Source organism: Flammeovirga sp. MY04 (assembly GCF_001682195.2).
Lineage (GTDB): Bacteria > Bacteroidota > Bacteroidia > Cytophagales > Flammeovirgaceae > Flammeovirga > Flammeovirga yaeyamensis.
On the sequence record NZ_CP003561.2, the window covers coordinates 184,083 to 203,812 of the forward strand.

General features: G+C 34.1%; 13 protein-coding genes. 8 read left to right on the top strand and 5 right to left on the bottom strand.

From position 1 onward, the window contains the following. Positions 1-15 precede the first annotated feature (15 nt). The 4 genes from MY04_RS20910 (at position 16) to MY04_RS20925 (ending at position 6,013) form a co-directional block, all read left to right on the top strand. The gene (locus MY04_RS20910) at positions 16-3,060 is read left to right on the top strand and encodes a P-loop NTPase fold protein (RefSeq protein WP_066213826.1); all 3,045 of its coding nucleotides are present in this window, start codon (positions 16-18) and stop codon (positions 3,058-3,060) included. A gap of 160 nt (positions 3,061-3,220) precedes the next feature. Continuing rightward, positions 3,221-3,784 (top strand): Crp/Fnr family transcriptional regulator, encoded by a 564-nt coding sequence (locus tag MY04_RS20915; RefSeq protein WP_066213830.1) that lies wholly within the window; start codon positions 3,221-3,223, stop codon positions 3,782-3,784. Positions 3,785-3,854: 70 nt separating this feature from the next. After that, positions 3,855-5,282: a hypothetical protein gene (locus MY04_RS20920; protein ID WP_066213833.1), complete on the top strand. Its 1,428-nt coding sequence runs from the start codon at positions 3,855-3,857 to the stop codon at positions 5,280-5,282. A gap of 11 nt (positions 5,283-5,293) precedes the next feature. Beyond that, positions 5,294-6,013 (top strand): VOC family protein, encoded by a 720-nt coding sequence (locus MY04_RS20925; protein WP_066213835.1) that lies wholly within the window; start codon positions 5,294-5,296, stop codon positions 6,011-6,013. Positions 6,014-6,079: 66 nt separating this feature from the next. Here MY04_RS20925 and MY04_RS20930 read toward each other — a convergent pair whose 3' ends face one another. Further along, a complete protein-coding gene (locus tag MY04_RS20930) occupies positions 6,080-7,756 on the bottom strand; it encodes a tetratricopeptide repeat protein (RefSeq protein ID WP_066213838.1) in 1,677 nt (558 codons plus the stop codon). Positions 7,757-7,995: 239 nt separating this feature from the next. Here MY04_RS20930 and MY04_RS20935 point away from each other — a divergent pair, with 239 nt between their 5' ends. Continuing rightward, positions 7,996-9,360, top strand: coding sequence for a DEAD/DEAH box helicase (locus tag MY04_RS20935; RefSeq protein ID WP_066213840.1), 1,365 nt, complete (start codon positions 7,996-7,998; stop codon positions 9,358-9,360). Between the two features lie 106 nt (positions 9,361-9,466). Here the strand turns inward: MY04_RS20935 and MY04_RS20940 are convergent, their stop codons facing one another. Then, positions 9,467-10,405, bottom strand: a complete 939-nt coding sequence (locus MY04_RS20940; RefSeq protein ID WP_158297815.1) for a hypothetical protein — start codon at positions 10,403-10,405, stop codon at positions 9,467-9,469. A 293-nt stretch (positions 10,406-10,698) separates the two neighbouring features. On the opposite strand from MY04_RS20940, the gene MY04_RS20945 reads away from it, so the two are divergent. Beyond that, the gene (locus MY04_RS20945) at positions 10,699-12,018 is read left to right on the top strand and encodes a hypothetical protein (RefSeq protein ID WP_158297816.1); all 1,320 of its coding nucleotides are present in this window, start codon (positions 10,699-10,701) and stop codon (positions 12,016-12,018) included. A gap of 72 nt (positions 12,019-12,090) precedes the next feature. Here the strand turns inward: MY04_RS20945 and MY04_RS20950 are convergent, their stop codons facing one another. Next, entirely contained in the window at positions 12,091-14,385 is a 2,295-nt protein-coding gene (locus MY04_RS20950; protein ID WP_066213849.1) for a GH92 family glycosyl hydrolase, read from the bottom strand. Between the two features lie 176 nt (positions 14,386-14,561). Between MY04_RS20950 and MY04_RS20955 the strand changes: the two genes are divergently transcribed. Beyond that, positions 14,562-15,020: a TspO/MBR family protein gene (locus MY04_RS20955; RefSeq protein WP_066213852.1), complete on the top strand. Its 459-nt coding sequence runs from the start codon at positions 14,562-14,564 to the stop codon at positions 15,018-15,020. A 97-nt stretch (positions 15,021-15,117) separates the two neighbouring features. Here the strand turns inward: MY04_RS20955 and MY04_RS20960 are convergent, their stop codons facing one another. Further along, positions 15,118-17,070 carry an FAD-dependent oxidoreductase gene (locus MY04_RS20960; protein WP_066213854.1) on the bottom strand — a complete coding sequence of 651 codons (1,953 nt, stop codon included), beginning with the start codon at positions 17,068-17,070 and terminating at the stop codon, positions 15,118-15,120. Between the two features lie 173 nt (positions 17,071-17,243). Continuing rightward, positions 17,244-18,056, bottom strand: coding sequence for an alpha/beta fold hydrolase (locus tag MY04_RS20965; RefSeq protein ID WP_066213856.1), 813 nt, complete (start codon positions 18,054-18,056; stop codon positions 17,244-17,246). A 313-nt stretch (positions 18,057-18,369) separates the two neighbouring features. Here MY04_RS20965 and MY04_RS20970 point away from each other — a divergent pair, with 313 nt between their 5' ends. Continuing rightward, entirely contained in the window at positions 18,370-19,635 is a 1,266-nt protein-coding gene (locus MY04_RS20970) for an MDR family MFS transporter (RefSeq protein WP_066213859.1), read from the top strand. Positions 19,636-19,730 lie beyond the last annotated feature (95 nt).

Genomic DNA, 19,730 nt, shown 5'->3' on the forward strand with positions numbered 1-19,730 from the left:
AACTAAAAATATTTCATGAAAATTTTAAAAGAACTTGAAAAAAATCAAATTGATATAAATGGCTTAGGTAAAGATATATTGGAATTAAAATTTAATTTATCTCTTTCTGAAAAATTTAAATATCATGGTAAATATAAACCTACTTTTGTTCATTTAGATAAATTTGGCAAAACAGAATTATTAGTTGATATTAAAAGAGAAAAATTTAATGAAGAAGATTTAAAACTATATCTCCATCAATATGGAGAAATGGTTAAAGAATTCACTCCAAAAAAAGTAATAATTCTAAACTTTGAGTATAATGATGAGACTTATATTGAGAAAATAAGTAACGAACTAAATAAAAAGAATAAAGGTCTAGTAACTTTTCAAGTTCTTGATTTTTATTGGGTTCAAAACAATCTTTCACAACATCCTAATATTGAAAGAAAATGGTTTGGAAAAATAGATGACTTAACTAAATTAATTCCAGAATCAAGTAATTTTTATGTTGTTAGTCGATTATTTCAAAATAGTGATCAAACTGAATATTTTTTAAGAAATAATGTTTGGGAGAACAGCAGTCCTTTCAATGATATTAATTTATTAACTGGAATTAAAAAAGAGGATATTTTTGTATTAAATTCTATGGATAATAAAGTTTTTATACCAAGAGCGATTGGTGTTGTTACTAAAAATTTTCATAGGGGGAAAAGGTTTAATGTAAAATGGCATTCTCTTTCTAGTAACATAAATTTAAAGGACGAATTACTAAACTTAGATTTAGTAAGTACCATTACCCAATTAACAAGAGAACAATTTTTAATAATATTACAAACTTTATCTTTTACACAAGAAAAACTTTTTAAGTTATTTTCTTTAGCGGAAGAAACCGGTTCGCAAAATCCTCTACAATTAGTCAATTTGAATAATGATGGACATTCAAAAACAACAGATTCTTTAGATTTTAAAAGTGATATTAATGCGTTTGCATCTTTAATTGCATTAAAGAAATTAAGCCCGCCTCTCGCAATTTCTCTTTTTGGAAAATGGGGAAGCGGAAAGAGTTTTTTTATGAATAAATTAAATGATAAAATAGAAAAGCTGTCAAATGAAGAAAATTCTAAGAATAAAAATGAAGAATTTATTTACTGTGAAGGTATTGCTCAAATAACTTTTAATGCTTGGGCATATATGGATTCTAATTTATGGGCGAGTTTAATCTCGGCTATATTTCAAAAACTTGATGAATATATAAATGATTATACTGAAGATGTTAAAATAAGGAAAGAACTTAAAAATGAAATTACTAAAGAACTTGACTCCTTTAAGATTCAAAAGGCATTATTATTAGATGAAAAAAAAGAAAATGAGAAGAAATATCAAGAAATTAAAGAAAAATTATACTCTAAAGAAAATGAGCTTATCAACATAAAAAAAGAAATTCAATCAAAGAATTTTAAAAAAATATTATCTGATATTTATTCTAATGTTGATTATAAGGATGAAGAAATAAAATTAGTAAGGAGTTTAGGAATTAATGAGGAAGAACTTAAAAAGGTTAATCCAGAAAAAATTTTAAAATACAATGAAAAAATTAGAAGTTTCTTAAACTGTTTAACTTCTTTTTCTTCAGCTCAAATCAAGTTTTTAATGTTAATTGTAGTAATATTTGTTTCCTCATATTTATTTAAAGATGAGCTTGATGGATATTTAAAGAAGTTTTTAGAAGTAGTAGGGTTATTTATAACACCATTTTTTTCTGTTAGTTATAAGTTTATTAGTGCTTATAAAAAGTATTTTAAAGCAATCAAGGTTATTATTGATAAGCAAACTAAAATACAAGATGAGATAAATAAAAAGGAAGAAGAATATATTTGGGAGATTGAAAATTTAGAAGATAAAAAACAAAGTAAAGAATTTGAAATAGCAAAAATTGAAAAAGATATTTCTTTATATGATACTAAAATAGCACTATTAGATTATGATTTGGAGAACAACCTATCCAATTTCTATTTAAAAAAGTTTATATCAAATAGGAATGAGAGTAATGAATATGACAAGCATTTAGGTATAATATCGACAACAAGAAAAGATCTAGAAACTTTAAGTGATTTATTTAATAATAAAGGCAAAAGCTCATCTTCAAATAATATAGAATTTTATAATAACCTTGAAAGAATAGTTCTATACATTGATGATCTAGATAGATGTCCTGATGAAAAAGTGTTAGAAGTATTACAAGCAGTACATCTATTAATGGCTTTTCCATTATTTGTTGTAGTTGTTGGAGTGGATAAACGATGTGTTGAAAATGCCCTAACTTATAAAAATATACTACAATATAATAATATTACGGGAGTAAACTCCGCTAAGAAATTAAAAAGTAATTTTGGTATTAATGTAATAGAACCTAAAGAGTATTTAGAGAAAATTTTTCAAATTCCATTTAATTTAAAAGAACCAAATGAGAATAATGTTACTCAATTAATTGAAGACCTTATTTCAAGTGAAGTTGTACAGAAAAAGCCTAATTCAAATGATCAGCCTACAATTAGTAATAATAAAGTTTCTGAAGAAGATACTTTAAGCAAACCTTTAGAACTAAAAGAAAACGATAAAAATGTGCTAGATGAGGGCAGTTACACTGGTACGAAAAATATTGATAAAGGCAATTCTATTCCAGATTTAGAGTTCTCAGTAGAAGAATTAGAGAACTTGAAATTGATTGCATGTAGTATAAGTAGGAACCCAAGAACAATTAAGAGATTTATAAATATCTACAGGATTATTAGAGCTCATGAAAGTTTAAATTTTTCAAAAGAAGATAAAGAAGATAACTTTTTGTGCATTATGTTTTTATTGTCTTTAGTGATAAAAAATTCAAAGGATGAATTTAATTTATTGGAAGAGATTTATTTAGATGATGGATATAAGAAATTGATTGATTTATTAGAGGGAGAAAATAGGAAAGATCTCAAGGAATATCTTAATTCTAAAGTTTCCATAAAAATTATATTAGAATTGGGAACTGATAAGTTTAAATCATTTATACCTTTGGTTAAGAGGTTCTCTTTTTGATAATCTTTAACTATTTTAGTTTTCTTGAATTTGTACTATTTTAGTAGTTGAGCAATTTAAGGCTTGAATATTTTGTTCTTATCTGATTGGAAAATTGAGAATTTATTAATTTGAACTATCTAGTAATTTTAAATCAGATAAGAGCACAAAACCTACCCCAATGCACCACCTCCTCCAAAAAATCTCCCAGAAAACACTTATCACACCTGAACTAGAAAATCGGATTCAAGAATTATTTACACTCCAAGAACATCAAAAATCTGATCTACTTTTAGAGGCCAATCAGAGGGCGAGGTATTTGTATTATGTAGAGAAAGGAGCATTGCATAACTATTATTATCACGATGGTCGACAAGTGAGTTCTTGGTTTTATGTGGAAGATATGTTTATCACATCTTGGTATAGCTTTTATGTACAACAACCAAGTTTTGAGAACATCGAATGTTTAGAAGATTGTACGTTATATCGTATTAGTTATGAGGATTATCAGAAGCTGATACAAGAATTTCCAGCTTTTGGTAATTTCGCACGATTACTTTCCGAAGAGATTTTGGCCATCTTAGATCAGTTTTCTAAGAGTTGGTCTTTTTTATCAGCCAAAGAAAAATACGATTTAATGGAAGTGTATTTTCCAAAGATCGAACAGCGAATTAAGTTAGGGCATATTGCTTCTTTTTTAGGGATATCACAAGAGACGTTGAGCCGTATTCGTGCTGGAAAATAAGATTTTGATCTAGATCAAAAGAACCCTTATCAGATTACCTGACATTTGTAGTTGAACATAAATCAAAACTATGAATCGAAACAAAATTATTCTCTCTTTAGCATCATTGCTATTTATTATTATTGCTGCTTGTAAAAGCGTTGAGACGACTTCAGTTGATCCTGTTTTAGAGATTGGAGAGGTCTCTTACAATGGAACAATAAAACGAATTATTCAAAACCACTGTGTCACTTGTCATTCAGGAAAACGACCCACCGGTGACCTTGATCTAACCACTTACGAAAATGTCGTTGACGCCATTAAAACAAAAGATCTATTAAACCTTATCAACAACAAGAATTTTCCGATGCCTACTACGGGTTTGATCTCTAAAAAGGAAAGAAAGGCTATACAGAAATGGGCGGAAAATGGTTTTCTCAGATCATCAAATAAGGAAGAAAAAGAGGAGGTAGATACTACAGCCGTAACATTTGAAGCTCCGAATTTACAACCCATTGATATCGATAAAAATGGCTTTGAGTTTTTAGAAAAAATGCAAGGACATTGGGTGGGGAAAATCCATCTATTGGGAAGAGATATACCTTGGTTTGCTTTCGATTTTAGAGCGATCAATAGTTCTCAAATTCATGGGTTATTTGAAGGAGGAAGTATGGGCAATTTGTTCAACACTTTCTTTGTAGCCGATTTTAAGGGGACGAAAACAATTATGCTCCGTAACGGAGGTATTCTCGGTGGTATCTATCGTACTAGTTACTTTGTGATGACAGAAGCTGATATCGATGAGTACTTATTTGTAGATGCTTATGGTGGAAAACAAATCATGTGGGTGAAGATTTCATTCAAAGATGATCAGATGAAAATGCTGACATATACCAGTAAAATGGGAATGAAAACACCAAGCAAGCACATAGAATTTGATGGACGAAAACTACATCAAGATCTCGCCCAAAATGCAGCTACACAGTATCAATTCCCAAGTAAAGAAGTGGTAAAAAGTTTTCCTCAAGGAATGCCTTTACAGGATTGGGGACCTGAATATCCCGTAGTTACATCCACTAGTTATATGATGGTCAATGACGATTATAATTATGCACTTTTGGGAGAAATGTCAGGGGATCCAATTCAGATAAAAGATATCAAAAATATAGCTTCCTTACATCTCAAATTTTCTAGGGAAGATTTGAGTAAAGACAAAAACATACAAGTGTATTTATCAAGAGTGCCTTTAACGAATGAGGATACTTCCTTTAAGTCAGCTTATGGATATATCGAGCAAGAGGCGATGGATGAAGTATTGTTATTTCCCGAGATCGATTATCGAGATAAAGAGTTTACTTTGAACTATTTACATGAAGGAAAATGTTACATCACTTTTGTTGTGGATAATAATCAAGATATGGTGCCGAGTAAAGGAGATTATTATAGTGTTAGTCAGGAACTTGATTTAACAGGAGAGTCGACTCTAGAGGTAAATAACATCACAAATACTATAAATTAAACTCAAAACCTATGAAACCTAATCAATTTATATTTGCCGATTTATCCACTTATCAACCTAAAATATCCATGAAGTTTTATGCTTCCGTTTTCGGTTGGGAATTCTATAATGAATACGATTATCAAACTGCTTATTTAGGAGATAAAGCTATTGTTGGTTTGTACGAAACACCAAATCAATTTAAGCAGTTGAAAATGCCTCATTTTTGGATGTCATATATTCAAGTAAATGATGTGAAAAAGACTGTTGAACAAGCTCGAAATTTAGGAGGGATAATTGAATTAGAACAAGAGTTAGATCATTTCGGGAAAGTAGCATTAATCCGAGATCCCTTAGGGGCAGGGTTTACGGTCTACCAAGGAGACTATTTGATGAATAACCGAACAAAAGGGATATCAAATACACTCATTTGGAATGAGCTTCATGCATCTGATGCCACCAAAATTATCCCATTTTATGAAGGTATTTTTAATTGGAATTTTGTTTCAAAAGGTAAAGGGACTTACAAGATATTGGATACACAAAATAGTCATATTGCTGATTTGTTCATAATAGCAAAGGATGTTAAGGGCAAGTACGAGTATTGGGTGTGTACTTTTGGAGTGGATAACTTAAAAGTGTCTCTTCAAAGAGTTCTAGAACATGGAGGAAGCTTGATTAGTGATGAAGGAAATAGAATTATGGTTAGTGATGATTCTGGAGAGGCGTTTTTTTACATTCAGTCATTATGATATGGACGAGTCATCATAATGTGAATTTTATTTTGTCTCTATTTATATCTTGGACGAAGTCCTACATCACACCATCTCCCTCACCTCTTCCAAAGTCAAATTCCCACCATCGTATTTACTCAAGAAAGTCTGGAAATCGATATCTGTATTGATCAATCCCAATTTCTTTCTTAAACGGTAACGAGCAATTTGAATCGATTTCACACTTTGGTGAGTGATGTTTGATATATCTTTCGTGCTTAAATTCAGTTTTAAGAAAGCACAAAGTTTTTTCTCATTAGGGGTGAGGTTAGGATGTTCCTTTTGAAGCTGATCAAAAAACTGATGATGTACTTGTTCGAAGCGGACTTCCAATTCTTTCCAAATCTCACCAGAGCCCGAAGTCTGTAAATTATAGACAATAGATCGGATTTTCTTTCTCGTTGCACTATCCATTTGAGGATCATCCAGTGTCATCAATTCCTCTGAGACATTATTAATGAGCTCATTTTTCTGCATTAAGTGCATGACATTGGTGGTCAATTCTTTGTCCTTAAAAGAGATATCATTTTGTAAGGAATGATACTGTTCTTCCACCCTCAATTGCTCCGATTCCAACAACTCTTTTTCCATCATCAATTGATCTTCGCTTTGTTTCGCATTGATCGCCTTTAAACGTTGCATTCTGAAAATTAGCACAGAGATGATGACAAATAAGATAAATGCAGTTGTCAAGCCAAAAATCAATTCTTGTTGATCTTCTTTTTCCGTTTGTAAATCCTGCTGATCCAACTCCAACTGATGATTCTTTTCAATGAAATTTACTGTTTGCTCATGTGCAGTCTGAATCAGTTCATCGGATTGTTCCTTAAATAAAACATGATATTTCAACGCATTTTCAAAATCCCCTTTTGCTTGATATAGTTGAAAAAGATTGTTGTACACATTCACTAAATCTTGATAAGCCTTTAAGGAAATAGCAATTTGTTCAGCCTCCAGATAGTACTTTTCAGCTGCATCAAATTGATTGCTGATGAGTTGAACTTGAGCAAAGGCTAGGAGGGAATTGATTTCACCTCTTCGATCTCCCGTTAATTTTTTGATCGCATACGCCTGTTTAAAGAAATAATTGGCAGAATCGGTGACATCAATTTTTAAATATTGATTTCCCAAATTATGGTAGGCTTTCCCTTTCAAAGAAAGCATGTTATCGGTTTTACAGAGGGTGACCACTTCTTTAAATTGATGTATCGCATCCATACGTTTTCCTTCCTCATCAAATAAGTTAGCTTGATTGAGTAAAATATTTGGAATGAGATAGTCGGCGTCCTTATTTGGTAAAAGATAAGCCTGTTTTAAGGCTTCTTTATAAGCACTAGAAGCTTTCTGATACTCCTTTTCCATTTGGTACAAAGTAGCAATGTTAATTAGTGCCTTTGTTCTGCCAAGTGAATAATTGATGGCAGAGAAATTCTGATCCGCAGAATAATAGGCATCTCTTGCTTGTGCATACCTTCCCTGAAGCATATTTAAATTGCCTTTTCTGTGATACAAATTTCCCAAAATCAAAGAATGTTCTTTGGGAGGATATTCTGATATTGCTACGTCTGTCATCGATAAAGCCTTCATCAAATCAGTCTGACTAAGCTCATCAATTTTCTCTAATAGGTTTTCTTCATTCTTATTTAAACTCTGATGATTATCAGCAAACAAAAGGGAAGAAAATAATATAGCAAAGGAAATAAATAGTCTAGTTGGTCTCAATGTTTATAGTGATATTAGTTTAACTTCAAACATAATAAATTCATTTTTGAAATCAAAAAAAAGATATAATTTTATCATTATCAGTCCTGAAGTATCAATTATAACCTCCACTCATTACTAACAAGCTTGAACCAATCACAATACTCTCAACAATTAACACTACCTTTGTGTTTCATCTCATAAAGCCTGCCATATAACATTCTAATGGTTTTGCTTTTTTATTTTGTAAACCATTGATTATGACATTCAAAGAGCTGAAGTTAAATCCTTCTATCCTCAAAGCATTAAACGAAGAAAAGTACGTTAAACCGACACCGATTCAGGCGAAAGCTATTCCTTTTGTATTAAAAAGAGAAGACGTATTGGGTTGTGCACAAACAGGAACAGGGAAAACGGCCGCCTTTGCGATTCCGATTTTACAATTGATGCAGCAGGATAAAAAGTCGAAATCGACCAATAAGATTACGGCGTTGGTACTAACTCCAACCAGAGAATTGGCCATTCAGATAGAAGAAAGTTTCTCTACTTATGGTAAGTATACTGATGTGCAAAACACAGTTATCTTCGGTGGGGTAAATCAAGAACGACAAGTGCGAGCATTGAGAAAAGGTGTGGATGTTTTAATTGCCACTCCCGGACGTTTGTTGGATTTAATTGGTCAAGGTTTTATCAGCTTATCGGATATCAAATACTTTGTGTTGGATGAGGCCGACCGTATGTTGGATATGGGTTTTATTCATGACATCAAGAAAGTATTAAAGCTTTTACCTAAAAAGAGACAATCCTTATTCTTCTCAGCAACAATGCCTAAGAATATTGTTTCTTTATCAAAACAGATTCTTATCAACCCTAAAAGTGTGACGGTCACTCCTGTATCTTCAACAGCAGAGACCATTCAGCAGTTTGTGTATTATACCAATAAGAAAGAGAAAATCGACTTGTTGCATCACCTCATCAAAGAGAAGAAAATACAACAGGTATTGGTGTTTACAAGAACTAAATATGGTGCAGACGGTATCGTTAGGAAGCTGACAAAAAAGGGGACAAAGTGTGCTGCTATCCACGGAAATAAATCTCAGAACCAAAGACAAAAGGCGTTAGCTGCTTTTAAAGATGGAAGCATTAATGTGTTGGTCGCAACGGATATTGCAGCTAGAGGAATTGATATAGATAAACTACAATACGTTATCAATTATGATATTCCGAACGAGTCGGAAACCTATGTACACCGAATCGGTCGTTGTGGTAGAGCAGGGGAGAAAGGTATTTCGATTTCACTAAGTGAGGCGGAAGATAACAAGTACATCAAAGATGTAGAAAAACTAACGAAGCAAACGCTTACCGTGGTAGAGGAACATCCTTATCCTCAGACGGACAAACCAATGAACGCAACTCAGAAAAAGGCGTTGGAAAAAGAAAAGCAAAAAAGAAAACAAGAGTTTTTTGCGAATAAAAAACGTAAAGCTGCTGGGAATGCAAAAAAGGAAGGTGAGAAGAAAAAGCCTTCGAGAAATAGAAATACAGGTAATCCTAAAACTACTTCTTCAAATAAAAAAGGTGGTTTTAAAGGAAAGTTTAAATCCAATAGAAGAAAAAGCAATTAATATCGAATTGCCTGTATTAATAAGGAATTCTTAGAAAAAAATAACCCACAGCATACACTGTGGGTCAATACTATATACTAACTAAATCATTTTTTCAATTGATATATTAATTTCTGTAACGACCATTTGAGTTCATTACATCTGGCTGCCAAGTTCTTGTAAAAGTCGCCAAATTATCTTGAACTTCAGGTAATAAATCGCCCGCATATTTATCGATAGCACCATCGCCTAAATACAAACCAATGTAAGCAAGGATGTCGTCTGTAGCCAAACCATTTTCTTGTCCAAAGCCAGTACGTAACACTTGTCTAGGGTCAGATCCTTTTGCTTGAGAGGCTTCGTTTCTAGTTAAAATACCATCTTGGTTAGTATCTAAATCCTCGATTAACCATTGTGCTTTTTGCTCACCGATTAACGCTTTAAAATAGATCTTAGCATCTGCTGCAGAAATTGATGGGTTAATAGAAGGCACTGTTCCTTGGTAACCACATTTTTCAATAAACTCATCATCGATATCAATGCCTAAATTGATTTCAATATCTAAGATCGCTAATCGTGCATTTTCAGGATCAGAAACTACTCCATCGCGACTTACAAAATAGCCGTCTGAGTTTAAACATCCGTCGTTGCCATTTCCAACAGGTGTGACACAAGTCGTATTGTTAGGGTTAAAGTTGCCACTTCCCTCGTTTGATCCCGAACCAGTATCTCCGCCAGATTCTGTACATCCAGCACTAAATGCTTGTACAGCATCTTCAAAACACTGACCACACGCTTCATAAGGATGTGAAGCAGGACAGTTAGATGATGCCGTCTGATCTTGACCACCAGAAGTATCTTCTGATGTTCCCGTTGAAGTACAACCGGCACTTAAAGCCTGAGCTTCGTTCTCCCAACATTGGTCACATGCCACATAAGGATGTGAAGATGGACAGTTTACTCTAAAGTTGGAAGCTTCTTGATTGACCTCTTGCTCTTGTATGTCGTATTGACAAGAAAATAGAATTGTAGCTAGTAGTAGTAGACTTAATTTAATAAATTTCATATCATACATTATTTAAGTTTGAGATGCCCAAATGTAGAAAGGCTCGCTTTCCTTTACCGAAAATTACGCTACTGCAATCCTTTTTTATCACCTCAATATTATTACAAAATGGATGATTGATGTACTTCAAAAAATGATTTTGAAGTAGTTGGACTACAAAAACTTCATGTTATGATTACTTCATTTATTCAATATCAAATACTGATTTGTGATGAGGAGTAAATAAGTACGTCATCTTTTTCAAGATACTTTTCTGAGACGATTTTATTCCGTGATTCTTCTACCTTACTGTCATGAAAAAATATCACATCTACTTTATCACTTTTTTATTGTTGGGGTGTCAAATTCCCTCAACAACTACTAAATTTTCATCATCATGTGTTTTAGAAGAAGCACAATATTTAGATTCCAGTACGGTTCAATTATCTGATATCGAACATTGGGTGAAGGAAAAGAAAGTAAATTCTGTCGAAGAGTTATTGCTAGCCTTCCCGGAAGTATATAGAAGGAATTTTTCATTAGTAGAACATACAAAAGCTTTAGGAGAATCCAATCTAGAATTTCCAAGAATAGTACTTTTTGGGGAAGATGGGCATTTGCTATTTAATATCAGTTCTAAAAAAGATGATCCTACCTATCAAAAAGTGGATGGGATGGAACTGAATAACACCACAGGTAATTGGGAATTATTTCAGTTAGATTTTGCCCAAAATCCCATTGCTGTTCGTCGATCTCCAGGGGAATGTTTTCGATGTCATGGTCAAGAAAACCCAAAACCATTATGGGGAACAAGCAATCATTGGGAAGGCGTTTTTGGAGATAATGAGGCTCCCGGACCCAACGGAGAAGCTTTGTCTATCCGACATATTAAAAGGATGAATGAAATTAAGAATAGAGAGACTGACGAAGAGAGACTATTACTTTTGGAATGGGAAGAAGACGAAAAACTACGATCGGGTGGTATCCGAAAAATTAAAGGCAATCGTTTTGGGGCAGAGCTAATAGTATCCAATCAGTTGATGGGAGCTAGTATTGTCAAAGGGATTTATCAAAGAATGAAATTGAAAATTGGAGCCAACAAAGAACGTTATTTTTTACCATTGATTTTATTAACAGCGAATCAACATGATAGTATGACGTTGGGAAGTATCACCCAAAAGAATATCAAAAAGTCGTTTCCCCATTCAAACTTAGATATTGATCACATCTATCAGGAATTAAGTATCCACCCCTCATTTGATTTTGCCATTAATGATAGTAAAGAAAATCAAATCACTAATAAATTTTGGCAACTAGGAAAAGGGAATATCTATGAACAATTGGCTCTTTTGATGCTTTACGATTTGAATAAACAAAATAGAGAAATTCATGAATTATTAAGGAGCGTTCCTGTGGAGTTTCATTGTCAGTCGAAAGACCATACGATCTCTTCTATGGATGAACTAATTACTCATAAAGTGAAGTATAGTTATGTATTAAGTGGGGCAGGGAAGGCAAAAGTCGCAGAGCATTATTTGCCTTTGGATGATGACGAAGTGTATCTTTCTGTTTTACAACCAATATTTCAGCAGTTGCAGGTGTATTATATGCAGGAGGAGTTGTTGGGTAGATAAAATGTAATTAAAAACTAAGACAAGTGAATCATCCTTTTTATGAAAAAGAATGATTCACTTGGGCTTTATTTTCTATTTCTTCGCTTTTCTCCCCATCTCAAACAATAACTCCCCACCATCTACAAAATCAAGATGGTTCAACTGAAAATCAGTTATTTCTTTCCCATTTAACACCACCTTCTTCACATATACATTCTTCTCTGACTGATTTTTTACTGTAATATGAAGCGTTTTACCGTTACCTAATTGCACCTTAGCTTCCTCCACTAAAGGAGAACCGATAGCGTAGTTTGGAGAACCAGGTAAAACAGGGTAAAAACCAAGGCTGCTGAAAATATACCATGCACTCATTTGTCCTGCATCATCATTACCGCAAAGGCCATCAATATCGTTAGAATACATCGTATCCATAATCATACGCACATGTTCTTGGGTTTTCCAAGGGTGATTTGTCCAATTGTATAAGTAAGGAATATGATGTCCCGGTTCATTACCATGAACGTAATTTCCAATAATACCATCTTTAGTGATGTCTTCGTGATGTTCAATGTATTTATCCTCGATTTCTGTAGTAAAAATTTTATCCAAGTGATTCGAGAACTGGTCTTTTCCTCCCATCATTTCAATCATTTGATCTACCTCGTGAGGAACGTATAAACCATAGTTCCAGGCATTACCCTCGATGAATCCTTGTCCGTGAGTGTCTAGAGGGTCGAAGTTTTCTCTCCAAGTTCCATCTGACAATTTCGGGCGCATATAATTACTGTTTTTATCAAATACATTTTTGTAGTACGAAGATCTCTTTGTGTATTCGTCTTCTACTTTTTTATCATTTTTTGCTTTGGAAAGTTGAGCAATACACCAATCATTATAAGCATATTCAAGCGTTTTAGAAACGGAAGCACCACTTTTATCTTCAGGGACATAACCCATTTTAACATAGTCACCAATACCATCAAAATAAGATACATTGGCTGTTGTAGTACTTGCTTTTATCATCTCATCGAGGTCTGCATCGGTAGTTCCTTTAGCTACGGCATCGGCTAAAACGGTAACCGAATGATAACCAACCATGCACCAATTTTCGTTGGCATAATGACTCCATATCGGTAACATTCCGTGGACACTTTGAGATTGATGTGCCAACATCGACTTGATCATATCGTTATTTCTTTCCGGTTGAATGATATTGAAAAGCGGATGCAGAGCACGATATGTATCCCAAAGAGAAAATAAGGTGTAGTTGGTAAACCCATCGGAGGTATAAATATTTTGATCCAAACCGCGATAACTTCCATCTACATCTTCATAAATAACTGGACTCAGCATCGTATGATACATGGCAGTATAGAAAGTTTCCATCTGTTCTTCCTTTGGTGTTTTTACGTCAATCTTAGCCAATTCTTTATTCCACTTTTCTTGAGTAGATTTCACTACTTCATCAAAATTACAATGAGGAACCTCTGTGGTTAAGTTTTTCATTGCACCATTTGTACTTACAGGTGATAAGGCAAACTTGATTTCAACACTTTCTCCGGGTTCAACATCAAAATTAAAATAAGCTCTTATTTCTGATCCTGCCATTTCAGGGAAGTTGTGTGCTTCATCAAATTTTCGATAAAAACCATTGTATCTAGGAGCGTTGTATTTCTTGTGTCCATAACTTTTGATAGGCTTGGAGAATTGCATGGCAAAATAGACATATCGTGTCCTTGCCCAACCGTTAGTTTGTCGGTAACCTACTACAGTAGAATCGTTTTCTACTCTTACAAAACTCCACACGTTTTTAGCCTTATGGTTGTAGATATTGGCCATTAAATCGAGGATAATATGGGCTTCCTCTTTTTCAGAAAAAGTATATTTATGGTAACCTACTCTTTCAGTAGCCGTGAGTTGTGCTTTAATATTGTAATTGTCTAATAACACCTCGTAGTATCCCGGTTTTGCTTTCTCAGTTTCATGGCGAAAAGAGGAATGATAGCCTTTTTGATCATCAGAGGTTCCTGGCTCTAAATCAAGTTCTCCGGTGGTAGGCATGATTAAAAAATCACCTAAATCGGAATGTCCTGTGCCACTCATATGTGTATGAGAAAAACCAAAAATGCTGCTATCACCATACTGATACCCTGCACAATAAGCATAGGTTTCTTTGATGTATTTACCTTCTTCATCAAACATAGGTACTTGATTTGTTTCTGGAGAAAGTTGAACCATGCCAAACGGAGCAGCAGCTCCCGGGAATGTATGCCCCATATTACGTGTTCCAATGAATGGGTTCACATAGTCAATAAATTCTTTTTGATGCTGACCTATAGCAAGGGTAGAAAAGAATAATAGGAGAATTGGTGATAGGAACGTTTTTTTCATTAGGTGTTTGTTTAAATAATTTCAGATCACGAAGATAAGAAAAACAATTACATCCAATCTAAGTTTTCTATCTTTAACAAGTAGTTACAATGAGGCTATTTTTTGTATCAAAAATTCTCGCTCTTAATTAAGAGCTTGCGATACAGTAATCTGATTATTATATAAACTATAATTCTATGCTTTTAAGAGTCGTTATTTTCCTAATTTTAAACTTCTCCGCCTTAGCAATTGGTGGTTTCTTTACAGGTGCAGGGGTACCTTCCGAATGGTACGCAGAATTAAACAAAGCACCCTGGACACCTCCGGGATGGGTATTTGGAGCAGCATGGACAACAATTATGGTTTGCTACTCCATTTTTATGGCTTTTCTGTGGAAACAATTACCTAACAAGAAGTGGCTAATAACATTATATGCATTTCAGTGGATTTTAAATGTATCTTGGAATCCAGCCTTCTTTTATGCGCATCAAGTAGCCTTAGGATTGTTATTAATTACCTCTTTAACTTTGTTGATCGGCTATTATTTCTTTGGTCATATCGAAAAGTTAAAATGGAAAACCATATTTGTATTACCTTATTTAGTATGGTTGCTAATAGCTACATCGTTAAACGGATATATATTGATGTATAATTAATATGCTTTGGTACCGACGTTACCCTGTAACCTCACCTTTAGAAATAAAAAAATCGACTTATATTTAAAAATAACATAAGTCGATTTCAAAAATAAATTTAAGAATAAGCCCTAACTTCAAACAACTTAGCATTCTTGGCTCCATAAGTTTCATTTAGTTGAATACGAACAGCTGTTGTTTCAACAGAATTAAAATCGAATTTGATTAGTCGGGTTTTATTCTTGGAAATTGAGCCTACTTTTTGCCATTTTCCTTTTACTCTAACCTCAACATCTAATGCTTTCATTAATTCGGGAGGAACTTGTGTAGTGTAGATTTTATCTTCTAAGCTATCTCGTCTAAGCATGATATTTTTCTTAACATTTGTATCACACTTTATTTCAATTTTAGATAAATCAATCTTCTCTGACCATTCTAATTGTATTTGTGCGGGTAGAGTATCAGATTGCCAATGATGTTCAACTTCTTTATAATCTCTTGACCATCCATCTTTTAATAAATCTGCACTGCCCGATTTAGTAGAAGAAGCAATTATTTTAGATGCTTTTTGTACCATATCATGCTCGTCTTTAGCTGGTCTATTGGGGATAAAAACATCATCTCTTAATAATTGTTCTTGCAGCTCATTACTGAACTTCTCTCCTAATTTTCTGGGATTTACTTTATTCTTTATACACATAGCAGCAGCAGTCCCTACAGCTTGTCCTTCTAACGCACAAGTGGCCATTATTCTTGATGAAGAAAGGGCAATATGAGTTTGAGAGATATTTCTTCCTGCGAAAGAAAGGTTTGGAACATTAATAGAATATAAGCTTCTATAGGGAATTTGATACACTTCCTCGAAGTCTTCATGGAAATAACTTGGAGGTTCTTTTAAGTTGAGCATACCACCTGGGTTATGTTCATCTAATGACCACCCCCCATACGCCACGGCATCTTTAAAGTCGACATTATTTAACAAGTCGGGTTCGCTAAGAATATGATCGCCAATGAATCTTCTGGATTCTCTTTTTCCTGGTAAAGATGAAACCCAATCTAATGCGTAGTTTTCAGTCTCAGGAAATTTACCCGAATTTTTGAGGTAATCCCACACACCGTAAGCGTAGCCCATCAAAGCATGTTTATTGTCTTCAAACTCACCAATAATATCGTCATCACTGCCTAGTTCGACCCACCAAAAGCCCAATTCGAAAGGCTTTAAATTTCGTCCTTTGTGAGATCCTTCTGCATCATATTTTTTAGTAAAATGTGGAGCTTCAAAAGGCATTGGTTTTCCCATATCTTTTGATCCTAAAAGAATGGTAGATCCCATTTGCCATCCATCAGCCTCTTTTGGGGCATATTTTTCATTAAATTCTGATGAAGCTTCTCTACCTGTTCTGTAATAAGCTCCAGCAGTTGCACCAAGAAGTCCATCGCCCGAACAATCAATAAATTGTTTGGCTTTAAATGTGAATTCTGTTTCTGTTGTCAATTGCCAACAATAAGCAGCATCAATTTCTTCGCCTTTCATAATGGCACGGATGCAAGAAGTGTTTAAGTAAAGGTCTATATTTTTTTCCTTTGTAATAAAATCATATAAAATATGGTCCCAAACCGGATAAGAATCTTGTGGGTTATTGAAACGGTTATGTAATAGAATCTCTTCAATAATACCTGTTTCTCTTTCTGGTTTACCGTTTTTTAAATGGTTAACACCGTTGAGGTGCACTCTAATTTCGCTGGAAGAATTTCCTCCCAATACTGGACGGTCTTGGATTAAAGCAACTTTAGCTCCATTTCTTCCAGCACTAACTGCAGCACACATTCCAGCAGCTCCTCCACCAATAACTACAACATCATATTCTAACGTTTTTTTTCGATCCGGTCGAGGCTGTTTTCCTGTCCCCATCTTATTCCATTGGTCTTTAGGAAGGAAATTTTTCTTTGATTTGTTTTCTAGTGATTCACCGTCTGTTTTTTCTTCTGTAGAAGCATGACTAAAAAGCGGAACAATACTAGCTCCCATTACCCCTTTTAGAGTATTTTTAAAAAAAATTCTTCTTTTCATAAGTCAAGTAATAATTTGTTAGTTATTCATTTCGTTGTTTGAAATTGCTAGGTAGTTGGAAAAAGTTCAAGGTGTTAGCAGTCTATTTTTGAATTGTTCAGTTTATGTTCAGAAAAAAAGGGTAAAAAAAGACCATCTGATGATGGCCTCATATATTTTAATTCTTTAAAAGATTAGTTTCTAAGGAAGTTGATTACCTGATCCAACACAGACTCCGTTCTCAATATTCTAAAGTGGCCAGTACCTTCAATTTTCACCAACTCGCATTTATCTCCCCATGCTTTAGCAACAGATTCCGATTGTGCTAAACGAACAATCTTATCGTTCACATCCTGAAAGATCATTCCTTTTTTCACGTTCATCTTCGGTACATAATCGCTAACATTTTGTTCGTCAGCTTTTACCTTAAACTGTTGTTCTAGACGGTCGACTAAACGATACTTTACTTTATCGTTCATCCCCACCATTTCAGAAATATCGTCTACTCTTTCCATGAAACGGTCAGGAGTAGTCATCATCACATATTTATCGATTTCAAATTGATGTTGAGAAAGACAATAGGTTGTTCCCACACTACCGAAAGAGTGACTGATTATTTTATTGATTCTGAATTTATCCAACATGATTTGCACTAAATCAGCAAATTCGAACATGGTTGTTTGTCCCTTTGGAGAAAAACCATGCGATATCGCATCAAAAGAATAGAGTGTGAAGTTCTCCTTTTCCATTCTTTTTATTAAATCAGAAAAGTTGCCTGCTTGACCTTCCCAGCCATGAACCATCAGTAATTTATCTTCGCCATTTCCCCATTTATAGGTTTTGACTTCCATGCCTTTATAATCGATGGTCCCTTTTTCGGCTTGATCGATAATCTCTAATTCATGAGGTCTCAGTTTTAATACCTGAGGATTCATGATTTTATCATAGGCTAATTTTACCACCACATTAGGTGCGGTGTACGAAAGAAATTTGATGAGTGGTTTCATGTACATTGAAAGTTTGTACAAATTTAAATATTATAAACGAATATTCATTCATTGATTTATCAATTAACAAAATCCGTGGTCTTAAAGTTTCTGGGTTGCTTATCCTTAATTATTACTGGAATAGGTGGGGTGCACTCCTCCTTGTAAGATGTGAGTTATATTTAGATCTTTTATTATTAACATCTTAAGTCATATTTATTACCACCTTCTCTTTTTATTTCCCAAAATGTTGTCGTGCTTTGTACTACCAATTTAAATTAACTATTGAGCTATAGTCCATAGCTCATCATTTTTCATCACTTCCAATCGCTCTATGAGAACATCGATTACTCAGGCCAAAAATAGCTTTTTGGCCATCTATAAGGGCATACAGAAGGAAGTATGGATCTTATCTTTAGTATCCCTTATCAACAGGATAGGGGCAATGGTTATTCCTTTTTTATCTATTTACTTATCGGAAAGTAAAGGATTCACCCTCGCGGAAATCGGATGGGTCATGTCGGCATTTGGCATGGGTTCCATTATCGGTACGTGGCTCGGTGGAAAGACCACCGATCGCTTTGGGTATTATCCAGTAATTATCTTTAGTTTATTGGCTTCGGGTATCGGGCTGATTTTACTAAAGGAATTGGATGGATTTATCGAAATCGCCATCGGCTTTTTCTTAGTAACGTTAGTGGCTGATATGTTACGTCCACCCATTTTTGTGGCCGTGCATAAATACAGCACTGAGGAGACCAGAACCAAATCAATTACTTTGGTGCGTCTAGCCATTAACTTAGGCTTTGCTTTTGGACCAGCTACCGGAGGTTTACTCATCGCCACTCTTGGTTATCAGTCCTTATTCTGGGTAGATGGTTTAAGCTGTATCTTTGCGATGATCGTTTTCGCTTTCTCCCTAAGCATGCCGAAAGTTGTAAAGGAAGTTACCAAAAAGACGAAAGCAGAGAAGAAGAGTATGTCGCCGTATCACGACAAATCTTTCTTAATTTTCGTGTTATCACTTACCTTATTTGGATTGATCTTCATCCAATATTTCAGTACTGTTCCTTTATTCTATAAAGAGGTACACGAGTTGAAAGAAGCGACTATTGGTTTGATTATCTCCAGTAATGGTTTTGTGATTTGTATTTTGGAAATGCCACTAATGCACTGGATCGAAAAACAAAAGAAGTATTCGAAAATGAAAATCATGTATTTTTCGATTTTCTTAGTACTTCTAAGTTATATCTTTTTGATAGTCGGAATGAACATCGTTCTTCTTTTCATCGGCATGATGTTGTTGACAGTAGGAGAAATGTTGATGTTCCCATTATCAAATACAGAGGCCATGAAAAGGTCTTCGGGTAAAAACCAAGGTGATTATATGGCCTTGTATGCAATGAGTTTTTCGATTGCCCATTTAGTCGGGCATAACTTAGGGATGCAGACCATCGATTTCTTCGGATACAACCTCACTTGGTCGGGGATGATTATAGGTTTGATTGTTTGTTACTTCTTGTTGAAAGGGTATCAAATAGCCATTGATAAAGAGAAAGAATCAGTGCATCAAGATCCTCATTTCGAACCAAAAGTTTGATAGGTTTACCTATTATTTGATAAAAATTGATCTATCACATAATCAATAAGAAATAATCTCCAATTTTGCTTTAAAAATAAAGTAAAATTGGAGAT